This window comes from Salipiger sp. 1_MG-2023, assembly GCF_030547555.1.
In the GTDB taxonomy this organism is placed as follows: Bacteria; Pseudomonadota; Alphaproteobacteria; order Rhodobacterales; family Rhodobacteraceae; genus Salipiger.
Genome location: NZ_JAUOQN010000070.1, coordinates 1 through 19,450 on the forward strand (window position 1 = coordinate 1; position 19,450 = coordinate 19,450).

A 19,450-nucleotide genomic window follows, 5' to 3' on the forward strand; every position below is an offset into this window, starting at 1 on the left:
GGAGCCCCCTCTCCTCCTCCCTGGGGCCTTCGATAGCGCGGCGGTTCCCCTCCTCCTCCCTAGGAACCGCCGCAACCTAACATCGGGCCTCAACGGCCCAACGTGCTCGAAGCCCCTCTCCTCCTCCCTGGGGTATTCGATAGAACGGCGGCGTCCTCTCCTCCTCCCTGGGCGCCGCCGTTTGCTTTTCTGCATCGCCCTACATGGCAGGACAGGCATCCCGGACCATCGGCCACCAGCACAAACCGCGACCTGGGGTCTGCGGCCTTCCCTCTGACGCCGCCTTGGCGTAGAGGAGGCGGGACACCAGGTGCAGGCACGGGAAGACGACCCATGGCGATGGAAAAGACATTCGATGCAGCCGCCGCCGAGGCGCGGATCTACGAGGCGTGGGAACAGGGAGGAGCTTTCAAGGCGGGCGCCAACGCGTCGCGCGACGAGAGTTTCAGCATCATGATCCCGCCACCAAACGTGACCGGCTCGCTGCACATGGGGCATGCGTTCAACAACACGCTTCAGGATATCCTGATCCGCTGGCACCGGATGCGCGGTTTCGACACGCTCTGGCAACCGGGGCAGGACCACGCGGGCATCGCCACGCAGATGGTGGTCGAGCGCAAGCTGGCACAGGAAAATCAGCCGTCCCGGCGCGAACTGGGCCGCGAGGCGTTCCTTGCCAAGGTCTGGGACTGGAAACAGGAATCGGGCGACACGATCATCAACCAGCTCAAACGGCTGGGCGCGTCCTGTGACTGGTCGCGCAACGCCTTCACCATGAGCGGCGCGACAGGCGCCCCTGCCGGCGAAGAGGGCAATTTCCACGACGCGGTGATCAAGGTCTTTGTCGAGATGTACAACAAGGGGCTCATCTACCGCGGCAAGCGGCTGGTGAACTGGGACCCGCATTTCGAAACCGCGATTTCCGATCTTGAGGTCGAGAACATCGAAGTTGCCGGCCACATGTGGCATTTCAAATACCCGCTGGCGGGCGGCGCGACCTATGAATACGTCGAGAAGGACGAAGACGGCACCGTCCTCTTCCGCGAAGAGCGCGATTACATCTCGATCGCCACCACCCGCCCGGAAACCATGCTTGGCGATGGTGCGGTTGCGGTGCATCCGTCCGATGAGCGCTATGCCGCGATCGTCGGCACGCTGTGCGAAATCCCGGTGGGGCCGAAAGAGCATCGCCGCCTGATCCCGATCATCACCGATGAATACCCCGACCCCAGCTTTGGCTCGGGCGCGGTCAAGATCACCGGCGCGCATGATTTCAACGACTATCAGGTCGCCAAGCGCGGCGGCATCCCGATGTACCGCCTGCTCGACACCCGGGGCGCGCTGCGCGCCGATGGCAAGCCCTATGCCGAATGTGCCGAGATCGCGCAGAAGGTCGCCGCCGGCGATCTGACCCTGAGCGAGGCCGAAGCCGACGCGCTGAACCTTGTTCCCGATCACCTGCGCGGGCTCGATCGGGCCGAGGCGCGCGCCGCCGTGGTCGCCGAGATCACCGCCGAAAATCTGGCGGTGATGACTGATGCCACCGATCCGCGCCTTGGCAAGCCCGCCAAGGCGCCGCTGGCCCCGGAAGAAGGCGGCGAGACCCGCGAGGCCGAACAGGTTCCGCTGGTCGAGGCCAAGCTGATCATGCAGCCCTTCGGCGATCGCTCCAAGGTGGTCATCGAGCCGATGCTGACCGATCAGTGGTTCGTCGATACCGCCAAGATCGTTGGCCCGGCGCTGGATGCCGTGAAATCCGGCAAGGTCCGGATCCTGCCGGAAAGCGGCGAAAAGACCTACTACCACTGGCTGGAGAACATCGAGCCGTGGTGCATCTCGCGCCAGCTGTGGTGGGGCCACCAGATCCCGGTCTGGCACACTCCGGGTCTGGGCGGCGAATGGCGCTCGTTCTGCGCATCGAGCGAGGCGGATGCGCTGGCGCAGATGCACGACTTCTTTGGCGAGGACGCCGATTTCCTGCTGGTCGAAGATGCCGCCGCCGCCGAAGACATGCTCGCCGATCTGCTCTCGCAGGGCACCGATTATACCGGCGTCGATCAGCGCCGCCGCGCGCAGGCGATCCCGTTCTTCCGCGACCCCGACGTGCTGGACACTTGGTTCAGCTCGGGGCTCTGGCCCATCGGCACGCTTGGCTGGCCCGAGCAGACGGCGGAGCTGGAGAAATATTTCCCCACCAGCGTTCTGGTGACCGGGCAGGACATCCTGTTCTTCTGGGTGGCGCGGATGATGATGATGCAGCTCGCCGTGGTGGATGAAATCCCGTTCCATGATGTCTACCTGCATGGGCTTGTGCGCGACGCCAAGGGCAAGAAAATGTCCAAATCGCTTGGCAACGTGGTCGACCCGCTCGATATCATCGACGAATACGGTGCCGATGCGCTGCGCTTTACCAATGCGGCGATGGCCTCGCTGGGCGGTGTGCTCAAGCTCGATATGCAGCGCATCGCGGGCTATCGCAACTTTGGCACCAAGCTGTGGAATGCCGCCCGCTTTGCCGAGATGAACGGCGCAGTGGGCCTTGGCGGCGGCGTGCCGCAGCCCTCGGCCACCGTGAACAAGTGGATCCTCGGCGAAACCGCCAAGGTGCGCGAAGCCGTCGACGCAGCGCTGGCCGATTACCGGTTCAATGACGCGGCGCAGGCGCTTTATGCCTTTGTCTGGGGCGTGGTCTGCGACTGGTACGTGGAATTCTCCAAGCCCCTGCTTCAGGGTGAGGACGACAACGCCAAGGCCGAAACGCAGGCCACCATGTCCTGGGTCATCGACCAGTGCCTGATCCTGCTGCATCCCATCATGCCCTTCATCACCGAAGAGCTGTGGGCCACGCTTGGGCAGCGCTCCAAGATGCTGGTGCATGGCGACTGGCCGACCTACACCTCCGCCGATCTGCTCGATGCGGATGCCGACGCAGAAATGACATGGGCCATCGCCCTGATCGACGGCGTACGCTCGGCGCGGGCGCAGATGCATGTGCCGGTGGGCCTGTATGTGCCGGTGCTGGTGACAGATCTGGACGCCGCCGGGCAGGCCGCATGGGATCGCAACGAGGCGCTGATCAAGCGACTGGCGCGGCTGGAAAGCCTCAGCCCGGTCGATGCCTTCCCCAAGGGCTGCATCAGCGTTCCGGTGGGCGGGTCGACCTTTGGTCTGCCGCTGGCCGATATCATCGACGTGGCCGAGGAAAAGGCCCGGCTGGAAAAGGCGCTGACCAAGCTTGGCAAGGAACTGGGCGGCCTGCGCGGGCGGCTCAAGAACCCCAAGTTCGCACAAAGCGCCCCGCCCGAGGTTGTCGAGGAAACGCAGGAGAACCTGCGCGCCCGCGAAGAGGAAGAGGCGCAGCTCAAGGACGCGCTCGCCCGCCTCGCCGAGATCGGCTGACTGAAACGCCGCCCCCCCCCGGGGCGGCGTTTTCACATCAGAAGAACGACTTGCGCAGCATGTTCAGCGCCACCGCAAGGATGAACACCGCAAACACCCGGCGCAGGGTCTTTTCCTCGACCGAATGCGCCAGCCTTGCCCCGATAGGTGCGGTGATCAATGTCATCGAAATGCCGATGACAAAGGCCCCGAGGTTGACCGAGCCCAGCATCAGCGGCGGGCGCTCGGTCTCGGGGATGGTCACGAAGAAAAACGCCACCGCCGAGGGCAACGCGATCGACAGGCCAAAGCCCGCCGCTGTCGCCACCGCCCGCCGCATCGGCACCGAGCACAGCGTCATCAGCGGCACCGCAAAGCTGCCACCGCCAATGCCCATCAGCACCGACAGGAAGCCAATGGTGGCGGCGAGCATCTCGCGCAGCCCTGCCCCCGGCATCTGCGCCGCCAGCCGCCAGTCGCGTTTGCCAAAGGCGAAATACAGCCCGATGAAGATGGCGATGACGCCGAACATCGCCTTGAGAAACGCCGCCTCCAGCTGCGACACGGTCAGCACGCCGACGATGGCACCAAGGGCGATGCCCGGCGCCCAGCGTTTCAGAATGTCCCAATCCACCGCGCCCTTGCGGTGATGCGCCGCAACCGAGCGCATCGAGGTGATGATGATGGTCGCCAGCGACGTCGCAAGGCAAATCTGCATCAGTTCGGGCGAGGCAAAGCCCAGCGTTTCGAAGGTGAACAGAAAGGCCGGCACCAGCACGATGCCGCCGCCAACCCCCAGCAGCCCGGCGATCAGCCCTGCAAAGGCCGAACTGACGACAAGAAGCCCCACGAGGGGCACAAGGGTGGCAAGGTCTGGCATCGGGGTCTCCGCGTAGGTTCAGCGCCGCTTAGACCCCTGCCCCGCTGGCTGCAAGGCTCAGGCGATGGCGGGCACCCGTTCAAGCGCGCGCTCCACCACCTCTGGCCCAGCCCCATCGCGGGTTGCCTCTTCGGACAGCAGGCGCCGCCAGCCGCGCGCGCCGGGACGCCCGGCAAACAGCCCCATCATGTGCCGCGTCACCTGATGCAACCGGCCCCCCTGCGCGAGGTGGGATTCGATATAGGGCAGCATCTGGCGCACGATGTCTTCGGGTGGGATCGCTGCCCTTTCAGCGCCGAAGATCCGCGCATCGGCGGCGGCAAGAATGTCCCACGGCTGATGATAGGCCGCCCGCCCGATCATCACCCCATCGAGCCCCCGCGCCAACAGTGCCTCGGCGGCATCGAGGCTGTCGATGCCGCCGTTGATCGACAGGTGCAAATCAGGAAACGCCTGCTTCATCGCGACGACAAGATCGTAGTCGAGCGGCGGCACATCGCGGTTCTCTTTCGGGCTGAGGCCCTTCAGCCATGCCTTTCGGGCGTGAATCACCACCCGCCGGCACCCCGCCCCGCGCACCGCATCGAGAAACGCCGGCAGCACCTCGCGCGGCTCCTGATCATCGACGCCGATGCGGCATTTGACGGTCACCTCGATATCGACCGCCGCGCGCATCGCGGCGACGCAATCGGCGACCAGCTCCGGCGAGCGCATGAGAATGGCGCCAAAGGTTCCCGATTGCACGCGGTCGGACGGGCAGCCGCAGTTGAGATCAACCTGATCATAGCCCGCCTCGGCCCCGAACCGCGCCGCCTGCGCCAGCTCAAGCGGGTCCGATCCGCCCAGCTGAAGCGCCACCGGATGCTCTTGCGGCGAAAAGTCGAGCAGGCGCAGCGCCCCACCGCGCACCAGCGCCGGAGCGGTCACCATCTCGGTATAGAGCAGGGTGTGCGCGCTGAGCAGCCGGTGCAGATAGCGGCAATGGCGGTCTGTCCAGTCCATCATGGGTGCAACCGAAAGACGCGCGGCGCGGGCTACGTCCGATTTCCCTTGTTTTCTTGGCGTCGGCAGCTCTGACATCCGTTCGATCTTCCTCTATTTCAGGGCCTTTTGCCCCCATTTTCTGGGGTGGTGCAACAAAATGTTGCACCAAAGGCAAATTGTTGCACCGCTCTTCGACCCCGACGACATCCCGCCTGTTTTCGGTGAGGGCGGGACCGCGGCCCGCGCCTGCATATCGAGATAGAGAACCCTGGGCAAAGACCCGTTCGGCCCCAGCGCGATGGATCGACCTCCTCAACATCAGCAATGAAGAAACGAAAGGAGACCCGAATGGGTACCATCATGCAGCGCAAGAAAAAAGACGGGTCGCTCAGCTACACTGCGGTCATCCGCAAAAAGAAAGGGGGGAAGGTCGTCCTGACACTGAGCGAAACCTTTCCGAGCCATCAGGCAGCCAAGCGATGGATGCGCAATGCCGAGCGTGATCTGAAGGGTAAGAATGCGGTTGAACGCGCAATCGCGGATCGTCATCGCAAAACCTGGGCTGACGTGATCCAAGACTACTCAGACGCGTCCCCAAAGGGGTTCGGTAAAACCAAGACCGCGAACCTTGCGTATCTTCAACGGCTGGACTTCGGTAAGATTGCGGTCGAAGACACTGACGACCACGTATTCTTTACACTGGCGCAGGATCTTCTGAAGGGGGTGCAGGCGCGCCCAGCTGACCCCCGAGAGGACTCCCCAGAACACTATACTCTGAAGCCAAGGCTGCCGCAAACGGTGAACAGCTACATGGCAACGCTGCGAACGGTGGTGCTTTATGGGGGCCCCATCAGCAATATCACCATGCCGATTCAAGCATTCGAAACAGCTATTCTGTCGCTCAGGCATCAAGACATGGTCGCGCGCTCTGATAGGCGCACAAGGCGGCCGTCACTTGAGGAACTCGACCGACTATTGACCTACTTTTATGCGCGGTATCAGGCCAACAGCCGGTGCGTCCCAATGCACAAGATCATTGGAGCGGCGATCACGCTTGCCCACCGTCAGAAAGCGCTTTGCAGCCTACCCTGGGTGGATGTCGATGAAACACGAGCACGGATTCAGATCCGCAATATGAAGCATCCGCGACGGACCCAGGGGAATAATGTTACGACATGGGTGACTGAGGAAGGCCTGAAGATCATTCTCTCAATGCCCCGCGACCGTGATCGCGTCTTCCCCTATAACGCTGATGCAGTCAGCCGGCTGTTTACGGATGCGTGTAAAATCGTTGGGATCGTTGACCTCCATTTCCATGATCTTCGCCATGAAGCGATCTCGCGCTTTTTCGAGACTGGCCTTGGTGGAGGCAGCCGAGACATCATCATGAGATACACGGGTCATTCCCCAGACGGCAGCCTGTCGCGCTATATCCACGTTGAACAGGTCGGTGACAAATACGCAGACTGGAAATGGTGGCCGGTTCTGTTCGCGCCGCTGTGAAAAGCAGAGAGAAGGGCACCGGGTGAACCCCGATGCCCTTATATTCGCTCCACATGAGAAGCGCGCAGCGGCAGGACGGCGCCCTATGGCCGGTCTGGCCTGCGCCAGTCTCTACGCCTGCGTAATTCTGACCGGGAAAGTGTGGCACTCTTGCCATCGATCACAACAACCACGCCCTGACCATCACGCGGGAACAGTTTGCCTGGCGACCACTGCGAAACCTTCTTCACCAACTTGACTTTCACGCGGGTGACTTCGTCTGTCTCAACGCAGACTTCTGGAACCAAAATACAGTCCAACCCCAGCCTTTCTCCGATCCGTCGCGCGGCAGCCATCCAAGGTTTCTTTGCCTCGACCCACCGTTTCTCTTCGCTTGGTTTCCAGGGAAGCCAGAACATGGGAAACTGGCTCTTCAGGACCATCGCACAGCGCGTATAAAACATGATCTGCTCACGTGTCCGAAGGGTTCTAACTTCGTCGACATCCACCATAGCAAATTTTTCAGATTTCGCGCGATTAGCATTCGTCGCGTAGTTTTTCTGAAAATGGAACGTTAGCTTTCGCCCGCTTTCATGGAGGGTCAGATGACTGAGAACTTTACCATTTTGAAGCCCTTTGATCCCTTCCCTGATCATGTCGAAGTCATTCGCGTTAGGTGTACCGGTCGCTTCTAATAATGTTTGGCAACGCACGGTGTAGTGCCGATCTGCGTGCAGCGCCATATTCTGCATTGAAAGGCCAGGTGTTTGATCGACCAAGAAATGGCAGCCATGGACAAGACGCAACGCATAGAGCGATAGATTGGCATCTTCGATATGCTGGATGCATCGTTCAGTACAGAGGAATTCGCTTGGTTTGGACATCAGTCTCTCCTATGTTTGATGGAGAGGAAATGGTTCCAATCGGTTCCCGCAAAAAATGAAAATCTCACCAAAAAACTGATGTCTTTTCACGCGAAAGCGGACTTCGTTTCCGTAAACCTTGCTCTATTGCGGGAAACTCTGGCCGCATTATCCATTCGACAGCCCGGCCCAGCCGCGAATTTGGCATAAACTGCCAGAATTCTATCACCGGGCGCCGCGAAACATCCATGACGCACGTCATAAGGCGCTGACCTGCAATGCCTTTTCTCTTCGAGAACCTGGAGAAACGCAGAAGCTAATATAGAACCTCTCGGAAGAGGAAGTCCGCATTTCCTCGTTTTGAGCGGTTTGACCTGCCTAAAAGCTGCGTGCCAGCGCCTCAGCCTGTTTGATGACCAATTTCACAGCCTCAGCCTGCAGGTCTGGCGGGTAGCCGAAGCGCCTGAGTATCCGCTTCACAGATACACGCATTTTCGCGCGCACATCGTCACGCTGCCACCAATCCACGCCGGAATTCTCCCGGACGGACCTCACAAGCTCGGCCGCGATGACCTTGAGTTGGCCGTTATCCATGACCTCCACGGCGCTGTTGTTCTGCGCGAGCGCGTCATAGAAGCTTCTCTCCGCCTCGGACATATCGTCATTGGGTTCCGCGCTGAGTTCCTTGGCCATATCGATGAGCTCTTGGATCACTTGCAATGCATCGACGCTACGGTTGTGATAGCGCGTAATCGCATCAGTCAGCCGTTCAGAAAACTTTTGGTTCTGGACGATATTGGCGCGCGTCCGGGCCTTGATCTCACCGTTGAGAAGTTTCTTAAGCGCTTCCACCGCGAGGTTCTTGTGCTGCATGTGCTGCATCTCAAGAAGGAACTCTTCCGACAGAACGCTGATATCTGGACGGTCAAATCCACAGGCTACAAGGATGTCCACGATCTCAGTCGATGCGACAGCCCGGTTCAGAAGTTGCTCAATCGCAAAGTCCGGTGAGGAGTTCCGCCCACCTCCACCTTTCACATCGAGTTTCTGCAAGGCAGACCTAACAGCCAAGAAAAACGCCACTTCTTCTGCCAGCGCCTTGGCTTCTGGTGACCCGGCAGCCAACTTAAAGGCCTTCGCAAGCGCAGCGACGGCATCCAGAAAACGCTTGCCAAAATCTTTGTGGTTCTCCTGCCCGACGTCGCGCGCCTGCCGCAAAACATGATCCGCGGCCGCCGGAAGTATTTCGATGCGGTCTGCCGCTGTGCCGCCAAGAACGCGACTATAATCGAAACCATGAAACAATCCGCGCGCAACGTCCAGCGCACTCAGGAATGTGGCGACCGCTTCGCGTTCATCAACGCCCGTCTGAGCTTGATCCCCCTGCGAGTAATGCGAAAGCGCCTTTTTCAAATCTGCGGCGAGACCGATGTAGTCGACTACGAGACCCGCGGGCTTTCCGGCGAATACCCGGTTCACCCGCGCAATCGCCTGCATCAACCCATGCCCCTTCATTGGCTTATCCACGTATAGTGTGTGCATACAGGGCGCATCAAAGCCTGTCAGCCACATGTCGCGGACGATCACCAGCTTCAAAGGATCGCTCGTGTCCTTGTATCTTTTCCTGAGGGCCTCAAGCTTCGTCTTGCTGCGAATGTGCGGCTGAAAGTTCTGTGGATCGGTGGCATTGCCGGTCATCACAACCTTCACGGCTCCGGTCTCATCGGTTTCAGAATGCCAGTCGGGTCGCACGGCAATGATGCGTTCGTAGACCTCGACGCAAATCCGACGGCTCATGCAGACAATCATGGCCTTACCATCAATCGCTTCGAGACGTGCATCAAAATGCGCGAGGATGTCAGCGACAACCGCATCCAGGCGTGGACCAGCGCCAACCAGCTTTTCGATCTGCGACCATTTCTTGGCGGCGGCCCCTGCCTCGTCCTCCGCCAAGGTCTCCGTCGCTTCCTCAAACTCTTCGTCAAGGCTCTCGCGGATATCCTCTGCGATCTCGACCCGGGCAACACGCCCTTCGTAGTAGATCGGCACGGTCGCGCCGTCTTCGACGGCCTGTGCGATGTCATAGACGTCGATATAGTCGCCAAAAACGGATCGCGTGTTTGCTCCGACCAGTTCAACCGGAGTGCCGGTAAAAGCCACATACACCGCATTCGGCAGGGCCGTGCGCAAGTGATGTGCAAGACCGTGGCGGAGTGCTCCAGTCTTCTGGTCCATCTTGGCCTCGAAGCCATATTGCGTTCGGTGGGCCTCATCGACCATCACGATGACGTTTGAGCGGTCGGTGAGTTCCGGGAAGCCCTCGCCGCGCCCCGGCCGGAATTTCTGGATCGTCGAGAACACGATGCCCCCGACTTGTCGATCCAGCAGCGCCTTCAATTCCTCTATGCTATCGGCCTGGACCGGTGTCTCACCGAGCAAATCCTTGCACCGCCCGAAGGTAGCAAATAACTGGTTATCAAGATCGTTGCGGTCGGTCAGGACCAGAACCGTTGGGTTCTCAAGTTCCGCCAGGTGCATGGCCCGCCCGGCAAGAAATGTCATCAAAAGCGATTTCCCCGAGCCTTGCGTGTGCCAGATCACGCCGCCTTTGCCATCTTCACCCCGCGCACTGAGGATCGAAGCCATTGCTTTTCGCACAGCATGAAATTGATGATACCCAGCCGCTTTCTTGATCGGGCCTTTGCCTTCGTCTTCGAACACCGTGAACCAGCGCAGCATATCGAGCAGTGCCGATCGGTTTAGCAAACCCTCCGTCAGCGTGTTCAGCGCGAGCCCCTCGCGCTCAGACAGGATGGTCTCGCCATCGACCGTCCGCCAACGCATGAAACGGCCGAACCCAGCTGAAAGCGTTCCATATCGCGCGTTCAGACCGTCGGAGATCACCGAGAACACCGTGGTTCTGAACAGATTCGGTATATCGGCCTTATAGGTCTCTATTTGATTGAAGGCCGCCTCTATGCCCGCACCTTCAGTGCCTTTCAGCTCCACCACGACGAGGGGAAGGCCATTCAGGTAAATCACAATATCCGGGATCCGCGAGGTTCGTCCCACCATGTCAACCTGATTGAAAACGTGCCAGGCGTTGTCCTCATCCTCCCAATCAATCAGACGCGCGCGTTCGTGGCGTTCTTCACCTTGGCTTGAATAGGTGATTGGAACGCCTCCGATCATAAGCCCGTGGAGCCTACGGTTCTCCGCCATAAGATCCCCGGCAAAGACCTCGTCAGTGACACGGGTCATTACCTCCTGCACCGCACCATCAGGTAAATCAGGGTTCAAGCGCCGCACAGCTTTCTCAAAGATCTTCCGCAGAACTGCTTCGTGGAAGCTACGGCGCTCGGGATCACGCTTCTCGGGCGAAATCTCTGCGCCGGAATCGGCGACATAGCCGAGCCCCGCGAGCCTTTCCATCATCACGTCTTCCAGGTCGGATTCGGAGTTCCAAGCCATCAGAAACCCCCACCGGGCTTCATGCGCGCCGCCAGACCCCACACAGGCTCGGAGAAGGTCTCATCCATCTTCCGGTAGTGGTCGACCAGCCAAGCGATCATCTCAGGCCAATTCTCTTTGCTCTGGCTCTGTGTCGACCTCTTACAAGCAATCATGCTGACCTTTTTGTCGTCCAACCGGCGCCATTCAAGTTCCTTGTCAAATTTCTCTTCATACAGAGCTCTATTTTCGATGAGTTGGTCGAAGAGCCATTTGTTGTCATCGGAACTATCGCGTCCCAACTCAAACTGAACGCGAATTTCACTCTTGACGAAAATCAGTCGAATATAGCAGCCGCCTATCCCAGTTCGGGAGTCCAGCCAGTGTTTCTTCGATGGGGTGATGTTGAGCCACCTGTCCAATCCCGCTTCATTCATACCCGCGAGCACCTCCCCCCAGAAGTCTGCATTCAGAGATTCACTTCTACCTTTCGCTCCCTTGGCCGACTTCTCCTCACTGTCCTTCTCAGCCATGCGGATCATGTAATCGGCCGCCTCGGGTGTCGGGATCACCTGCTGAAGGTCGATGAACATCTCGTCACCGAACTTATAGGGCACGACCTTGATGCAGCGCGCGTCGATCTGGTGCTCGCGCAGCCAGAGCACCGTCGCCGTCACCTCCCGCCGGAAATTCGCGGCGATAAAGACGACGCGCTGGTTGGTTCCGTCGTTGAGGACGACCTCGTCCAGCGTGTCCTCTCCCAGGAACTCGCAAATCAACCCGGCCGCATCGCCGCCGCCTTGCCGGTCGAGATATTGCTGAAAGATCCCGACGATTTCAGCCTTCTTCAGACTGGAGCAGTAGGCGGCGTATTTCAGCGCTTGCCAAACGACATCGCGGCCGGAATCGTCCAACTTATTCTCAATGATGACGAGCTGCCCTCTCTCGTCCAATGCCAGCAGATCGAGCCGTTCGCGGGTGCCGTCGAACCCGTCGAACTCCTTCTGAATGATCAGCAGCCCCTCCTCGCCCTCGCTCATCGCCTCGCAGAGCGCGTCCGGCATCGAGGCGAGCCATTCTTGTAGGTGTTCCCGTTCTCGGAACCCCACTTCGGAAAAACTTGTGCGTTCAAGCTTGCGCAGGCGGTTGGCGGAACGGTCAATTTGAAACACTACATGGCACCTTCGATGGAAATCACTTTCTCAAGAACGAGCTGGGCGTACGAGACCCAATCATAAAGTAGATGATTGTTCGGCGTATCTCCGCGATATAGCCAAAAGCGATCATACCCCAGCGTATCGTCCGTAAGGGATGGGCCGGGGGCAAAATTTTCGCCGCTTCCAAAGCAAATAGCGTCACCTACTATTTGTAGAGAAACTTCCCGCACTAAATGTTCGAACTCATCATGTTGTCCAATAATTGCTATTGCGGCTTCAGATTGCGAACTTGCCTTCTCGTCGAACTCTTCCAAAAAATGTAGGATTGATCCGACGGCTACTATCTCTGCGCCACTCTTGCAGTACTCCAGCATCCCATGGATCATGAAAGCTGCATCTTGGAGTTCCTCTCGGCATTCCGGTTCAAATGAACCTCTGCTCATACCATCGCCTCGACCTGTGTCTGAGCCTCGCGGATGCGGAGTTCGCCGGACATGAGACGGGGAAGAAGGGTGTCACGGAGGGTGGCGAGGTTTGCGTTCTCCGCGCAGAGGCCCGCGACCCTATCGAACCATGTCCCGGCGAGTTCGCGGAATGCGTTCCGGACCGGGTCTGGCGCGACCACGCATGGTAGTGGCCTGAAATTCTTCTTCGAGATCTCCTGGAAGGTCGATCCGTTCGCGTTCGCCAAGATCGCATCCATGTTGGACTGGACCCAGAAATACGCTTCGACCGAGGAGATCCGGTCGGTTTCGCGTAGAGCGATGAAGCCTTGGTTCACCGCGACCGGGTTCTGCGCGATGGCGACGTATCCGATGGGAGCACGCGACGACAAAAGGACGGTTCCCGCCGGGGAGAGCCCGGAGGATATCTTGGCGAGCCCGGCATCGGTCAGGGTCCTGTCCGTCTCGAACAGGACGGGCTGGCCGAGTCTCGATAAGTCCCGAGGCGTCGCCCAACGGTGCGGGCCATCCCAGAAGGCCGGTTCTTTGGTCTTCGGGGTTGCGCCGCCGACCGTCTCGGCCACCTCCCCTATGGTGGACATCTCCCAACCCTTCGGCAGGCCGTCTGGGCCGAAGCTGTCGGGGAAGAGGGCGGCGGTGGTGGCGTCCATGTGGGCGGGAGGCTGGCCGAGGGCGCGGGCGTGGACGGGGTCGAAATCCACGAACCAAGACCGATAGAGCGCCCGCGCCATCGCCTCCAATGTCGCGCTCATCCGGCGGTTCAGCTCGATTTTGTCGTCGAGGGCATTCAGCAGGCGCGCAATTCTTTTCTGTTCAGAAACAGGAATAGAAGGTAACGCGATGCGCCCTATGATCGACTTGTTAAGATTGGGCATGGTTGCCCCGATTGCCTGTTCCCTGATCCATGAAACAGTTGAGGGTGTCGCAAGATACCACGCGAGAAATTTCGGGTCGATCGCATCGCAGTTTTCTACCCGCGCTCGGATTGCACCGGTGCCGCAGATGAAGCCTTCTTCTGACGAACGTATCCTTGCCGTGCGCCCGGTTGCTTGCGCGCCGCGGCGCGCGAAAAGGATATCATCTGCTTGCATGCGATGCCGTCGAAGTTCCTCTGCCTTTTTGCGGGTGATCTTCGGGAGCACCGAATGGTCAATTCGGCCTTCTTGGATCCCTTCGGTCGGGATCACAGGAACGCCTTCATCCTGATAATCGTATGAATGCAGTTGCGAACCGAACGGGCCGGTTTGTAGGCTCAAGGCACCTTCGTCGATGAGCCGCGATAAGGTCACCTCATCGCTCATCTCAAGGTCCCCAGCCGCGCCTCGATCTCGTTCTCCAACCGGCGCCCCTCGGCAAATTGGGCGCGCAATTCCGCTGTCAGCCGGTCGAATTTCTCCTCGAAGGGTTCGCCATCATCCTCAGCCGCGCTGGCGCCGACATACCGTCCCGGGGTCAGGACGTAGTTGTGCTTTGCGATCTCCTCCAAGGAGGCCGCCTTGCAGAAGCCCGGCTCGTCGGCATAGGCGCCCGCGTTCGGCTCTCCTCGCCAGGCGTGATAGGCGGTGGCGATGCGCGCGATCTCGTCGCGCGACAGCTCCTTCTGCTTGCGCGACCCAGGCACCAGCGCGCCCATCTTGCGAGCGTCGATGAACAGAACCTCGCCGCGCCGGTCGCGCAGCTTGGCGTCTTTTGCAATGCCGTTCGACTTGTCCTTTGCCAGGATCCAGATGCAGGCCGGGATCTGCGTGCCATAGAAAAGCTGCCCCGGCAATGCGACCATAGCGTCAACCGCCCCGCCTTCGACCATGGCGCGGCGAATGTCGCCTTCACCGCTCGACATCGACGACATGGAGCCATTGGCCATCACCACGCCGGCGATGCCGGTGCTGCCCAGCTTGTCATAGATATGCTGCATCCAGGCAAAGTTGGCGTTGCCGACCGGGGGCGTGCCGAATGTCCAGCGCCGGTCTTCGGCCAGGATGTCGCCCGACCAGTCCGAGATGTTGAAGGGCGGGTTGGCCATGACGAAGTCGAACTTCTCATCCGGGAAGGCATCGCGCAGCAGCGTTCCTTCCGCGTTCCACTGAATGTTCGCCATGAGACCGCGAATGGCGAGATTCATGCGTGCGAGACCATAGGTCGTGTGGTTCCGCTCCTGCCCGTAGACGGCAAGATCGGCGCGGCGCCCGGCATGGTTTTCGAGGAAACGTTCTGACTGCACCATGAACGACCCCGATCCGCAGCACGGCTCATAGAGCCGCCCCTTCATCGGTTCGATCATGTCGACGATCAGTTCGACAACGGGTTTGGGCGTGTGGAAATCGCCGCCCCGCTTGCCCTCGTTGCTGGCGAATTCCGAGATGAAGTACTCGTAAATGCGGCCGATCAGGTCGAAATCTTTGGGCGTTCCGTCGAACTCGATATTCGAGAAGAGATCGATCAGGCCGGTGACGATGGCCGGGTCCAGCGCCTCGCGTCCGAATACCTTGGGCAGCGCGCCTTTCAGCTGTTCATTGTCGGCCTCTATCGCGCGCATGGCGTTGTCGACCTTGACCCCGATACCTTTGTCCTTGGCGTTCGCGGCCAGCGTGCTCCAGCGCGCGGCCTCGGGCACCCAGAAGATACCCTCTGCAAGGTATTCATCGACATCCTCGGCCACATCCAGGCCTTCGGGCAGAAGCGCGTCATACTTGCGCTGGAAGGCAACACCGATGTAGCGGAGGAAGAGCAGCCCCAACGCCACATGCTTGTATTCGCCCGGGTCCATGGAACCGCGCATCTTGTCCGCAGCTGCGAACAACGTCTTTTCGATAGCCATCTGTCGTCCCTCTCCGGCGTTGGTTCGCCAGCCGGTTGTATTTCTCAACAGAGTTATCAGACGAAATCGACGCGGGATCAATTCCCTTGTGTCGGGCATGCGCGATCAGGATCGAAGATTTTTTTGCACCCCTGCGTCTTTTTTCTTTTTCCCCGGACGCCGTCAGCCCCATATGAATTGCAAGGGGTGATCGGACCTCAGATGTCATCGCTTGAAGTACCGGTCCCCCTGATCATTCCCCTTGAGGGGTTAGGATATGCTCTGCTTGGACAGGGTTCCTATATGTGATCTTCCCCCATGAGGGGTTAGGAGACGATCGAAACTGATCGAGTACCTGTATGTAATGGTCCCCCCTGAGGGATATGTAAAAAAGACGGTCTTCGGGCCGTCTTTTTTCATTTCGACGTTTTTTACCTATCTGAAAAAGCACCACGTCCTTTTCACTACCCCGTCGGGGTGGTAGCGCGAGGTAACGGTATTACCGGCGCTTACCAATACCAAAAACAGGAGCCGGACATGGCCGACACAAAGCACAACAGCAAACTCGAAGCGCGGATTCGGGCGGCGATAAGCAAGCTCATGCAAGCGGGCAGCCCAGTCACCAATGAAACGGTCCGCAAGGCGCTCGACGGCGGATCATTCCGCGACATTGGCCCAATTGTTAAAATGGTGAAAGCGGAGATCGAAGCCAAGGAAGAGGTCGCAAGGGCCGCCCCTCCCATGCCCGAGGATTTCAGCGATGCCGCAAACGCGATGTGGGACCTCACCTGGCGCCTTGCCGATGAGCTTGCTGCCGCGGAGCGTCATGGCCACGCCATGGAGGTTGATCGCCTGAAAGCCGAGACGGACGAAGCCCTGGCGAATTGCGGTCTCGTCGAAGACGAACGAGACGCGGCGGAATTGCGCGCAGATGAAACAGCGAAACATCTCGCTGCCGTGGAAGCCGAGCTCTTGCAGGCAAAGTTCGAAATCGCCAGCTTGAGGGGGCAACTGGCGGAGCGCGAAAAATATGTTGAGGCACGTATCGCGGAGCTGAAAGCAGCCGATAGCGCTGAAAAGACCGCAGATGAGGAATCCGGGGCGTCGTCGGCCGTATCAGCCGACAAGACCAAAGCTACGCCTGACGACACGCAGCTGGACATGTTCTCCCGCAAAAAATCTGCAGGCAAGAATCCCGAGGCCACTGATCCGATTGCTGCGGAGTGACTCATATATAGCAACCTTGGCGCATCCAGTTTGGCATTCCGCCAGTTTGGATGCGCCCAATCTTATCCCCGCCTACGCACGCGTTGCCGATCCTTCCTGATAACTCGGATCGGGGCGGGTTCGGAGTCGAGATGAAGGCGTGCCCGGTCGGGGTCCCCAGCCGCATCGGGGTCATGTTTACCTGATTCAAGGTCATAGCCGCGTTGCTGCGCTGCGAATTCTAAAGCGGCGACCCCGCGCTCGAGATCCTGTGCGAGGTCTGGCCTTTCATCGCATATTTTTATCGACTGCCACGAGGCAACCCAAGTACGGCGCAGAGAAACGTTCGACATTTCGTCAAGCCGTTTCTGCAGTTCACCGGTGTCGCAACCATGATCAACGAACATCGCGCCAGGGAACGCGCCCCGGTCGAGCGGCAATGCTACGCCTTGTATGATCTTCGACAACGGCTCTGGAACCAGCTGACCGGCTCGTTCTCGTTCTTCAGCGATCACTTTGGCGGCTTTCTGGTTCTGAGCTTTCTCTTTTGCCAGTCGCGTTTGCCAACTGCGGATGTTGAAGGCTTTCTTGGCAAGATCCACCACGAAGCCGTAGGCAGGGCGAACAACGTCCATAAGCGTTTTGCGCTGTATCTTCGACTTCGGTGCGCCTGGGCCGAACTCCAATCCCTCCCCCCTGTCTTCCGTAGGCGCTCGATAGTCGAGCTCGCGGTTTGCAATGGCCCTGCATCCTCGATCAAGTGCGCGGCGGAGTGCGATTGCGTCCGCTTCAGCAGCTTCCGCTCTGAGCGTTCTCTCGGTCGCTTCAGCCTCTCGATGCAGGATGTCCGCATCGCGGCGCTCAACGGCTTTCTCGCGGCTCTCCAACCTCGCCTGGCGTTCTTCTTGCGCACCTTCCCAAGCATTGAAGTCGACAAGCTGATCCTCACGGGCCGCGATATCTCTGGCGAGCGCCTTGGCGCGGCCATATTCCCTTCGGCTCCATCGATCGCGCCCCGGGCCGATACGCATCAGGCCCGCCGGAGCAAACACCTCTTCATGGAGTTTGTCCTGCCACTCCCTCATGGCATCGCAATAGGCGATATTGGCTTTCTTGCCGAGTTCCTTCGACTTCATTTCGCCGGATCTGTTCACGGCGTCTTTTGCAACCCGCCCAGGATGGAGGTGATCCACACGCCCCCTGACTGGATCAGTTGCGAATACATGCAGATGTAGGTGCTCCTCATCCCAGTGAACCACACCAGCGAGCACTACCCCGCCCGCTTTGCCAATGCGATTGCACTCCCACTCCAAAGCCTGTTCCAAAAGATCTACGGCTTGTCGTTTTAGATCGGCGTCCGACAATGCATCCTCAGTCAAAACAGGCAGTGAAAAGACGCTCGCATAGAGCGTGGCAGCATCCTTGCGGAGCTTTCTCTTCATCTCGACCGGCTGCTTCCCTTTTACGCGCTTGATGTAGGGCTCTTTCATCTGCGATGCCGCCTCTTGCATCTTTCGCATGTCCTGAAATGTTGAGACCGCGCGCGGAAGGATCTGTGGCCCTGGCCGACCGGAAATGACATGTGCCGAAGCGCACGCTATTCGCTCTGCCTCATCAAGGATCTCTTGCGCCGTCCATCTACGTTGGCCATTCTTTCGTCGCGCATGCGGCTCAGGCCCCTCTCCTTTCGTTCCTTTGTTGGACCACATCTCAATGTGACCGAACTGATAGCCTTCCATGACCATTGCTTCACCTCCTGTCAGATCCCGATCAGGTGAAGCGGAATTAGGGAGACGAACTTCGTTCCCAGAATTGATTTGGCAAAGAATCCATCATCAATCGGTACACATAGGGACCGACTATGTGTATTGCGCGGCGCTTCGCGCGCTACATACACACTGCCGGCTCTCCGAGGGCCGCTCGCCGCGGGGCCTCCTGCGCGGAGAGCGGCCGGGCGTCGTTCGCCACTCCCCGGCACCCCTGGCGTCTCCGACGGGCCAGGGAAGGTCGTTCCGCACTCCTTCCCCGGCACCCCATCCTGCTCGCGCCCCGCGCGGCCAAGAGAGGGGCGCCTCTCCTGGACCTCTCCCACTGCGCCATGAACATTGGCCCGACTATGCTGGAACGGTCGGATTTAGTGCGCTGTCGCACTTCTATTTTGTCGGACCCTCTGCGTGAGACCCGACAAAATAGAGGTGCGCAGATGAATACCGTAGGCCGGCAGCCGGAGAAAACGGGGGCTGATCCACTATGGTCGTTCACAGACTCAAACGCGGCACGGTAGGGTTTTCGTCACGCCCTGCAGGAAGGTTTCTGCCAAGACATGCAAAACCTATTTCAGTCCACCCTTGGCTTGGGTGCAATGCCGCCTGCTGGCACCGCGGTTTTGGAAGCCGGTCTTATGCCGCGAGGCCGGCTTCGAAAGCCACGGGAGCTATTGCTGCGCGCAAGTTGGATGCCATGCAAAGAAGCGGATCGGAACACCCGCGCATGGCAATTCGAGATCATCGCTGCCCCTTCAGCGATGATCAACCTCACCGCAATCTCCTGCGCGGCGAGGTTTGACCAGCACCGGATGTTCAGGACGGCATTCCGCCGTTCGCGGATGCTGCGGAGCCCAAGAATGGGAAATTATGATTTTATCATCAACACCTACATGGGCGTGCCCCTCGATACAGCGGCCCGCCTTACGCGAAGCTTCCTCCAGCGCCACGGGGTAGTGTCCCAACGCTTGGTGTAGGAGGCCGCGCGCGGAGCCCCCGGCGTAGCGCAGCGCGCGGCCGGGTGTG

The 19,450-nt window shown here is 59.5% G+C and carries 12 protein-coding genes; 3 read left to right on the forward strand and 9 right to left on the reverse strand.

Annotated elements, in window-relative coordinates; genetic code table 11:
- Positions 1–333 precede the first annotated feature (333 nt).
- A complete protein-coding gene (locus Q4543_RS21330) occupies positions 334–3,399 on the forward strand; it encodes a valine--tRNA ligase (RefSeq protein ID WP_303441656.1) in 3,066 nt (1,021 codons plus the stop codon).
- A gap of 37 nt (positions 3,400–3,436) precedes the next feature.
- Here the strand turns inward: Q4543_RS21330 and Q4543_RS21335 are convergent, their stop codons facing one another.
- A complete protein-coding gene (locus tag Q4543_RS21335; protein ID WP_303441658.1) occupies positions 3,437–4,258 on the reverse strand; it encodes a sulfite exporter TauE/SafE family protein in 822 nt (273 codons plus the stop codon).
- A gap of 57 nt (positions 4,259–4,315) precedes the next feature.
- On the reverse strand, positions 4,316–5,338 hold the full coding sequence (gene dusA / locus Q4543_RS21340) for a tRNA dihydrouridine(20/20a) synthase DusA (protein ID WP_303441660.1): 1,023 nt from the start codon (positions 5,336–5,338) through the stop codon (positions 4,316–4,318).
- 252 nt (positions 5,339–5,590) lie between these two features.
- Between dusA and Q4543_RS21345 the strand changes: the two genes are divergently transcribed.
- Positions 5,591–6,745 carry a tyrosine-type recombinase/integrase gene (locus Q4543_RS21345; protein WP_303441662.1) on the forward strand — a complete coding sequence of 385 codons (1,155 nt, stop codon included), beginning with the start codon at positions 5,591–5,593 and terminating at the stop codon, positions 6,743–6,745.
- An 83-nt stretch (positions 6,746–6,828) separates the two neighbouring features.
- Here Q4543_RS21345 and Q4543_RS21350 read toward each other — a convergent pair whose 3' ends face one another.
- The 6 genes from Q4543_RS21350 to Q4543_RS21375 all read right to left on the reverse strand — a co-directional run bounded on the left by Q4543_RS21350 (position 6,829) and on the right by Q4543_RS21375 (position 15,476).
- Positions 6,829–7,608 carry a hypothetical protein gene (locus Q4543_RS21350; RefSeq protein ID WP_303441664.1) on the reverse strand — a complete coding sequence of 260 codons (780 nt, stop codon included), beginning with the start codon at positions 7,606–7,608 and terminating at the stop codon, positions 6,829–6,831.
- Between the two features lie 357 nt (positions 7,609–7,965).
- Positions 7,966–11,058: a type I restriction endonuclease subunit R gene (locus tag Q4543_RS21355; protein ID WP_303441665.1), complete on the reverse strand. Its 3,093-nt coding sequence runs from the start codon at positions 11,056–11,058 to the stop codon at positions 7,966–7,968.
- Positions 11,058–12,209: a DUF4268 domain-containing protein gene (locus Q4543_RS21360; protein WP_303441667.1), complete on the reverse strand. Its 1,152-nt coding sequence runs from the start codon at positions 12,207–12,209 to the stop codon at positions 11,058–11,060. Before Q4543_RS21360 ends, Q4543_RS21355 begins: the two co-directional genes overlap by 1 nt.
- The gene (locus Q4543_RS21365) at positions 12,209–12,637 is read right to left on the reverse strand and encodes a hypothetical protein (RefSeq protein ID WP_303441669.1); all 429 of its coding nucleotides are present in this window, start codon (positions 12,635–12,637) and stop codon (positions 12,209–12,211) included. Before Q4543_RS21365 ends, Q4543_RS21360 begins: the two co-directional genes overlap by 1 nt.
- Positions 12,634–13,959, reverse strand: a complete 1,326-nt coding sequence (locus Q4543_RS21370; protein ID WP_303441671.1) for a restriction endonuclease subunit S — start codon at positions 13,957–13,959, stop codon at positions 12,634–12,636. The genes Q4543_RS21365 and Q4543_RS21370 overlap by 4 nt, the downstream gene beginning before the upstream one ends.
- Positions 13,956–15,476, reverse strand: coding sequence for a class I SAM-dependent DNA methyltransferase (locus Q4543_RS21375; RefSeq protein ID WP_303441673.1), 1,521 nt, complete (start codon positions 15,474–15,476; stop codon positions 13,956–13,958). The genes Q4543_RS21370 and Q4543_RS21375 overlap by 4 nt, the downstream gene beginning before the upstream one ends.
- A gap of 516 nt (positions 15,477–15,992) precedes the next feature.
- On the opposite strand from Q4543_RS21375, the gene Q4543_RS21380 reads away from it, so the two are divergent.
- The gene (locus Q4543_RS21380) at positions 15,993–16,682 is read left to right on the forward strand and encodes a DNA-binding protein (protein ID WP_303441676.1); all 690 of its coding nucleotides are present in this window, start codon (positions 15,993–15,995) and stop codon (positions 16,680–16,682) included.
- Positions 16,683–16,744: 62 nt separating this feature from the next.
- Here Q4543_RS21380 and Q4543_RS21385 read toward each other — a convergent pair whose 3' ends face one another.
- Positions 16,745–18,406 (reverse strand): hypothetical protein, encoded by a 1,662-nt coding sequence (locus Q4543_RS21385; RefSeq protein WP_303441677.1) that lies wholly within the window; start codon positions 18,404–18,406, stop codon positions 16,745–16,747.
- Positions 18,407–19,450 lie beyond the last annotated feature (1,044 nt).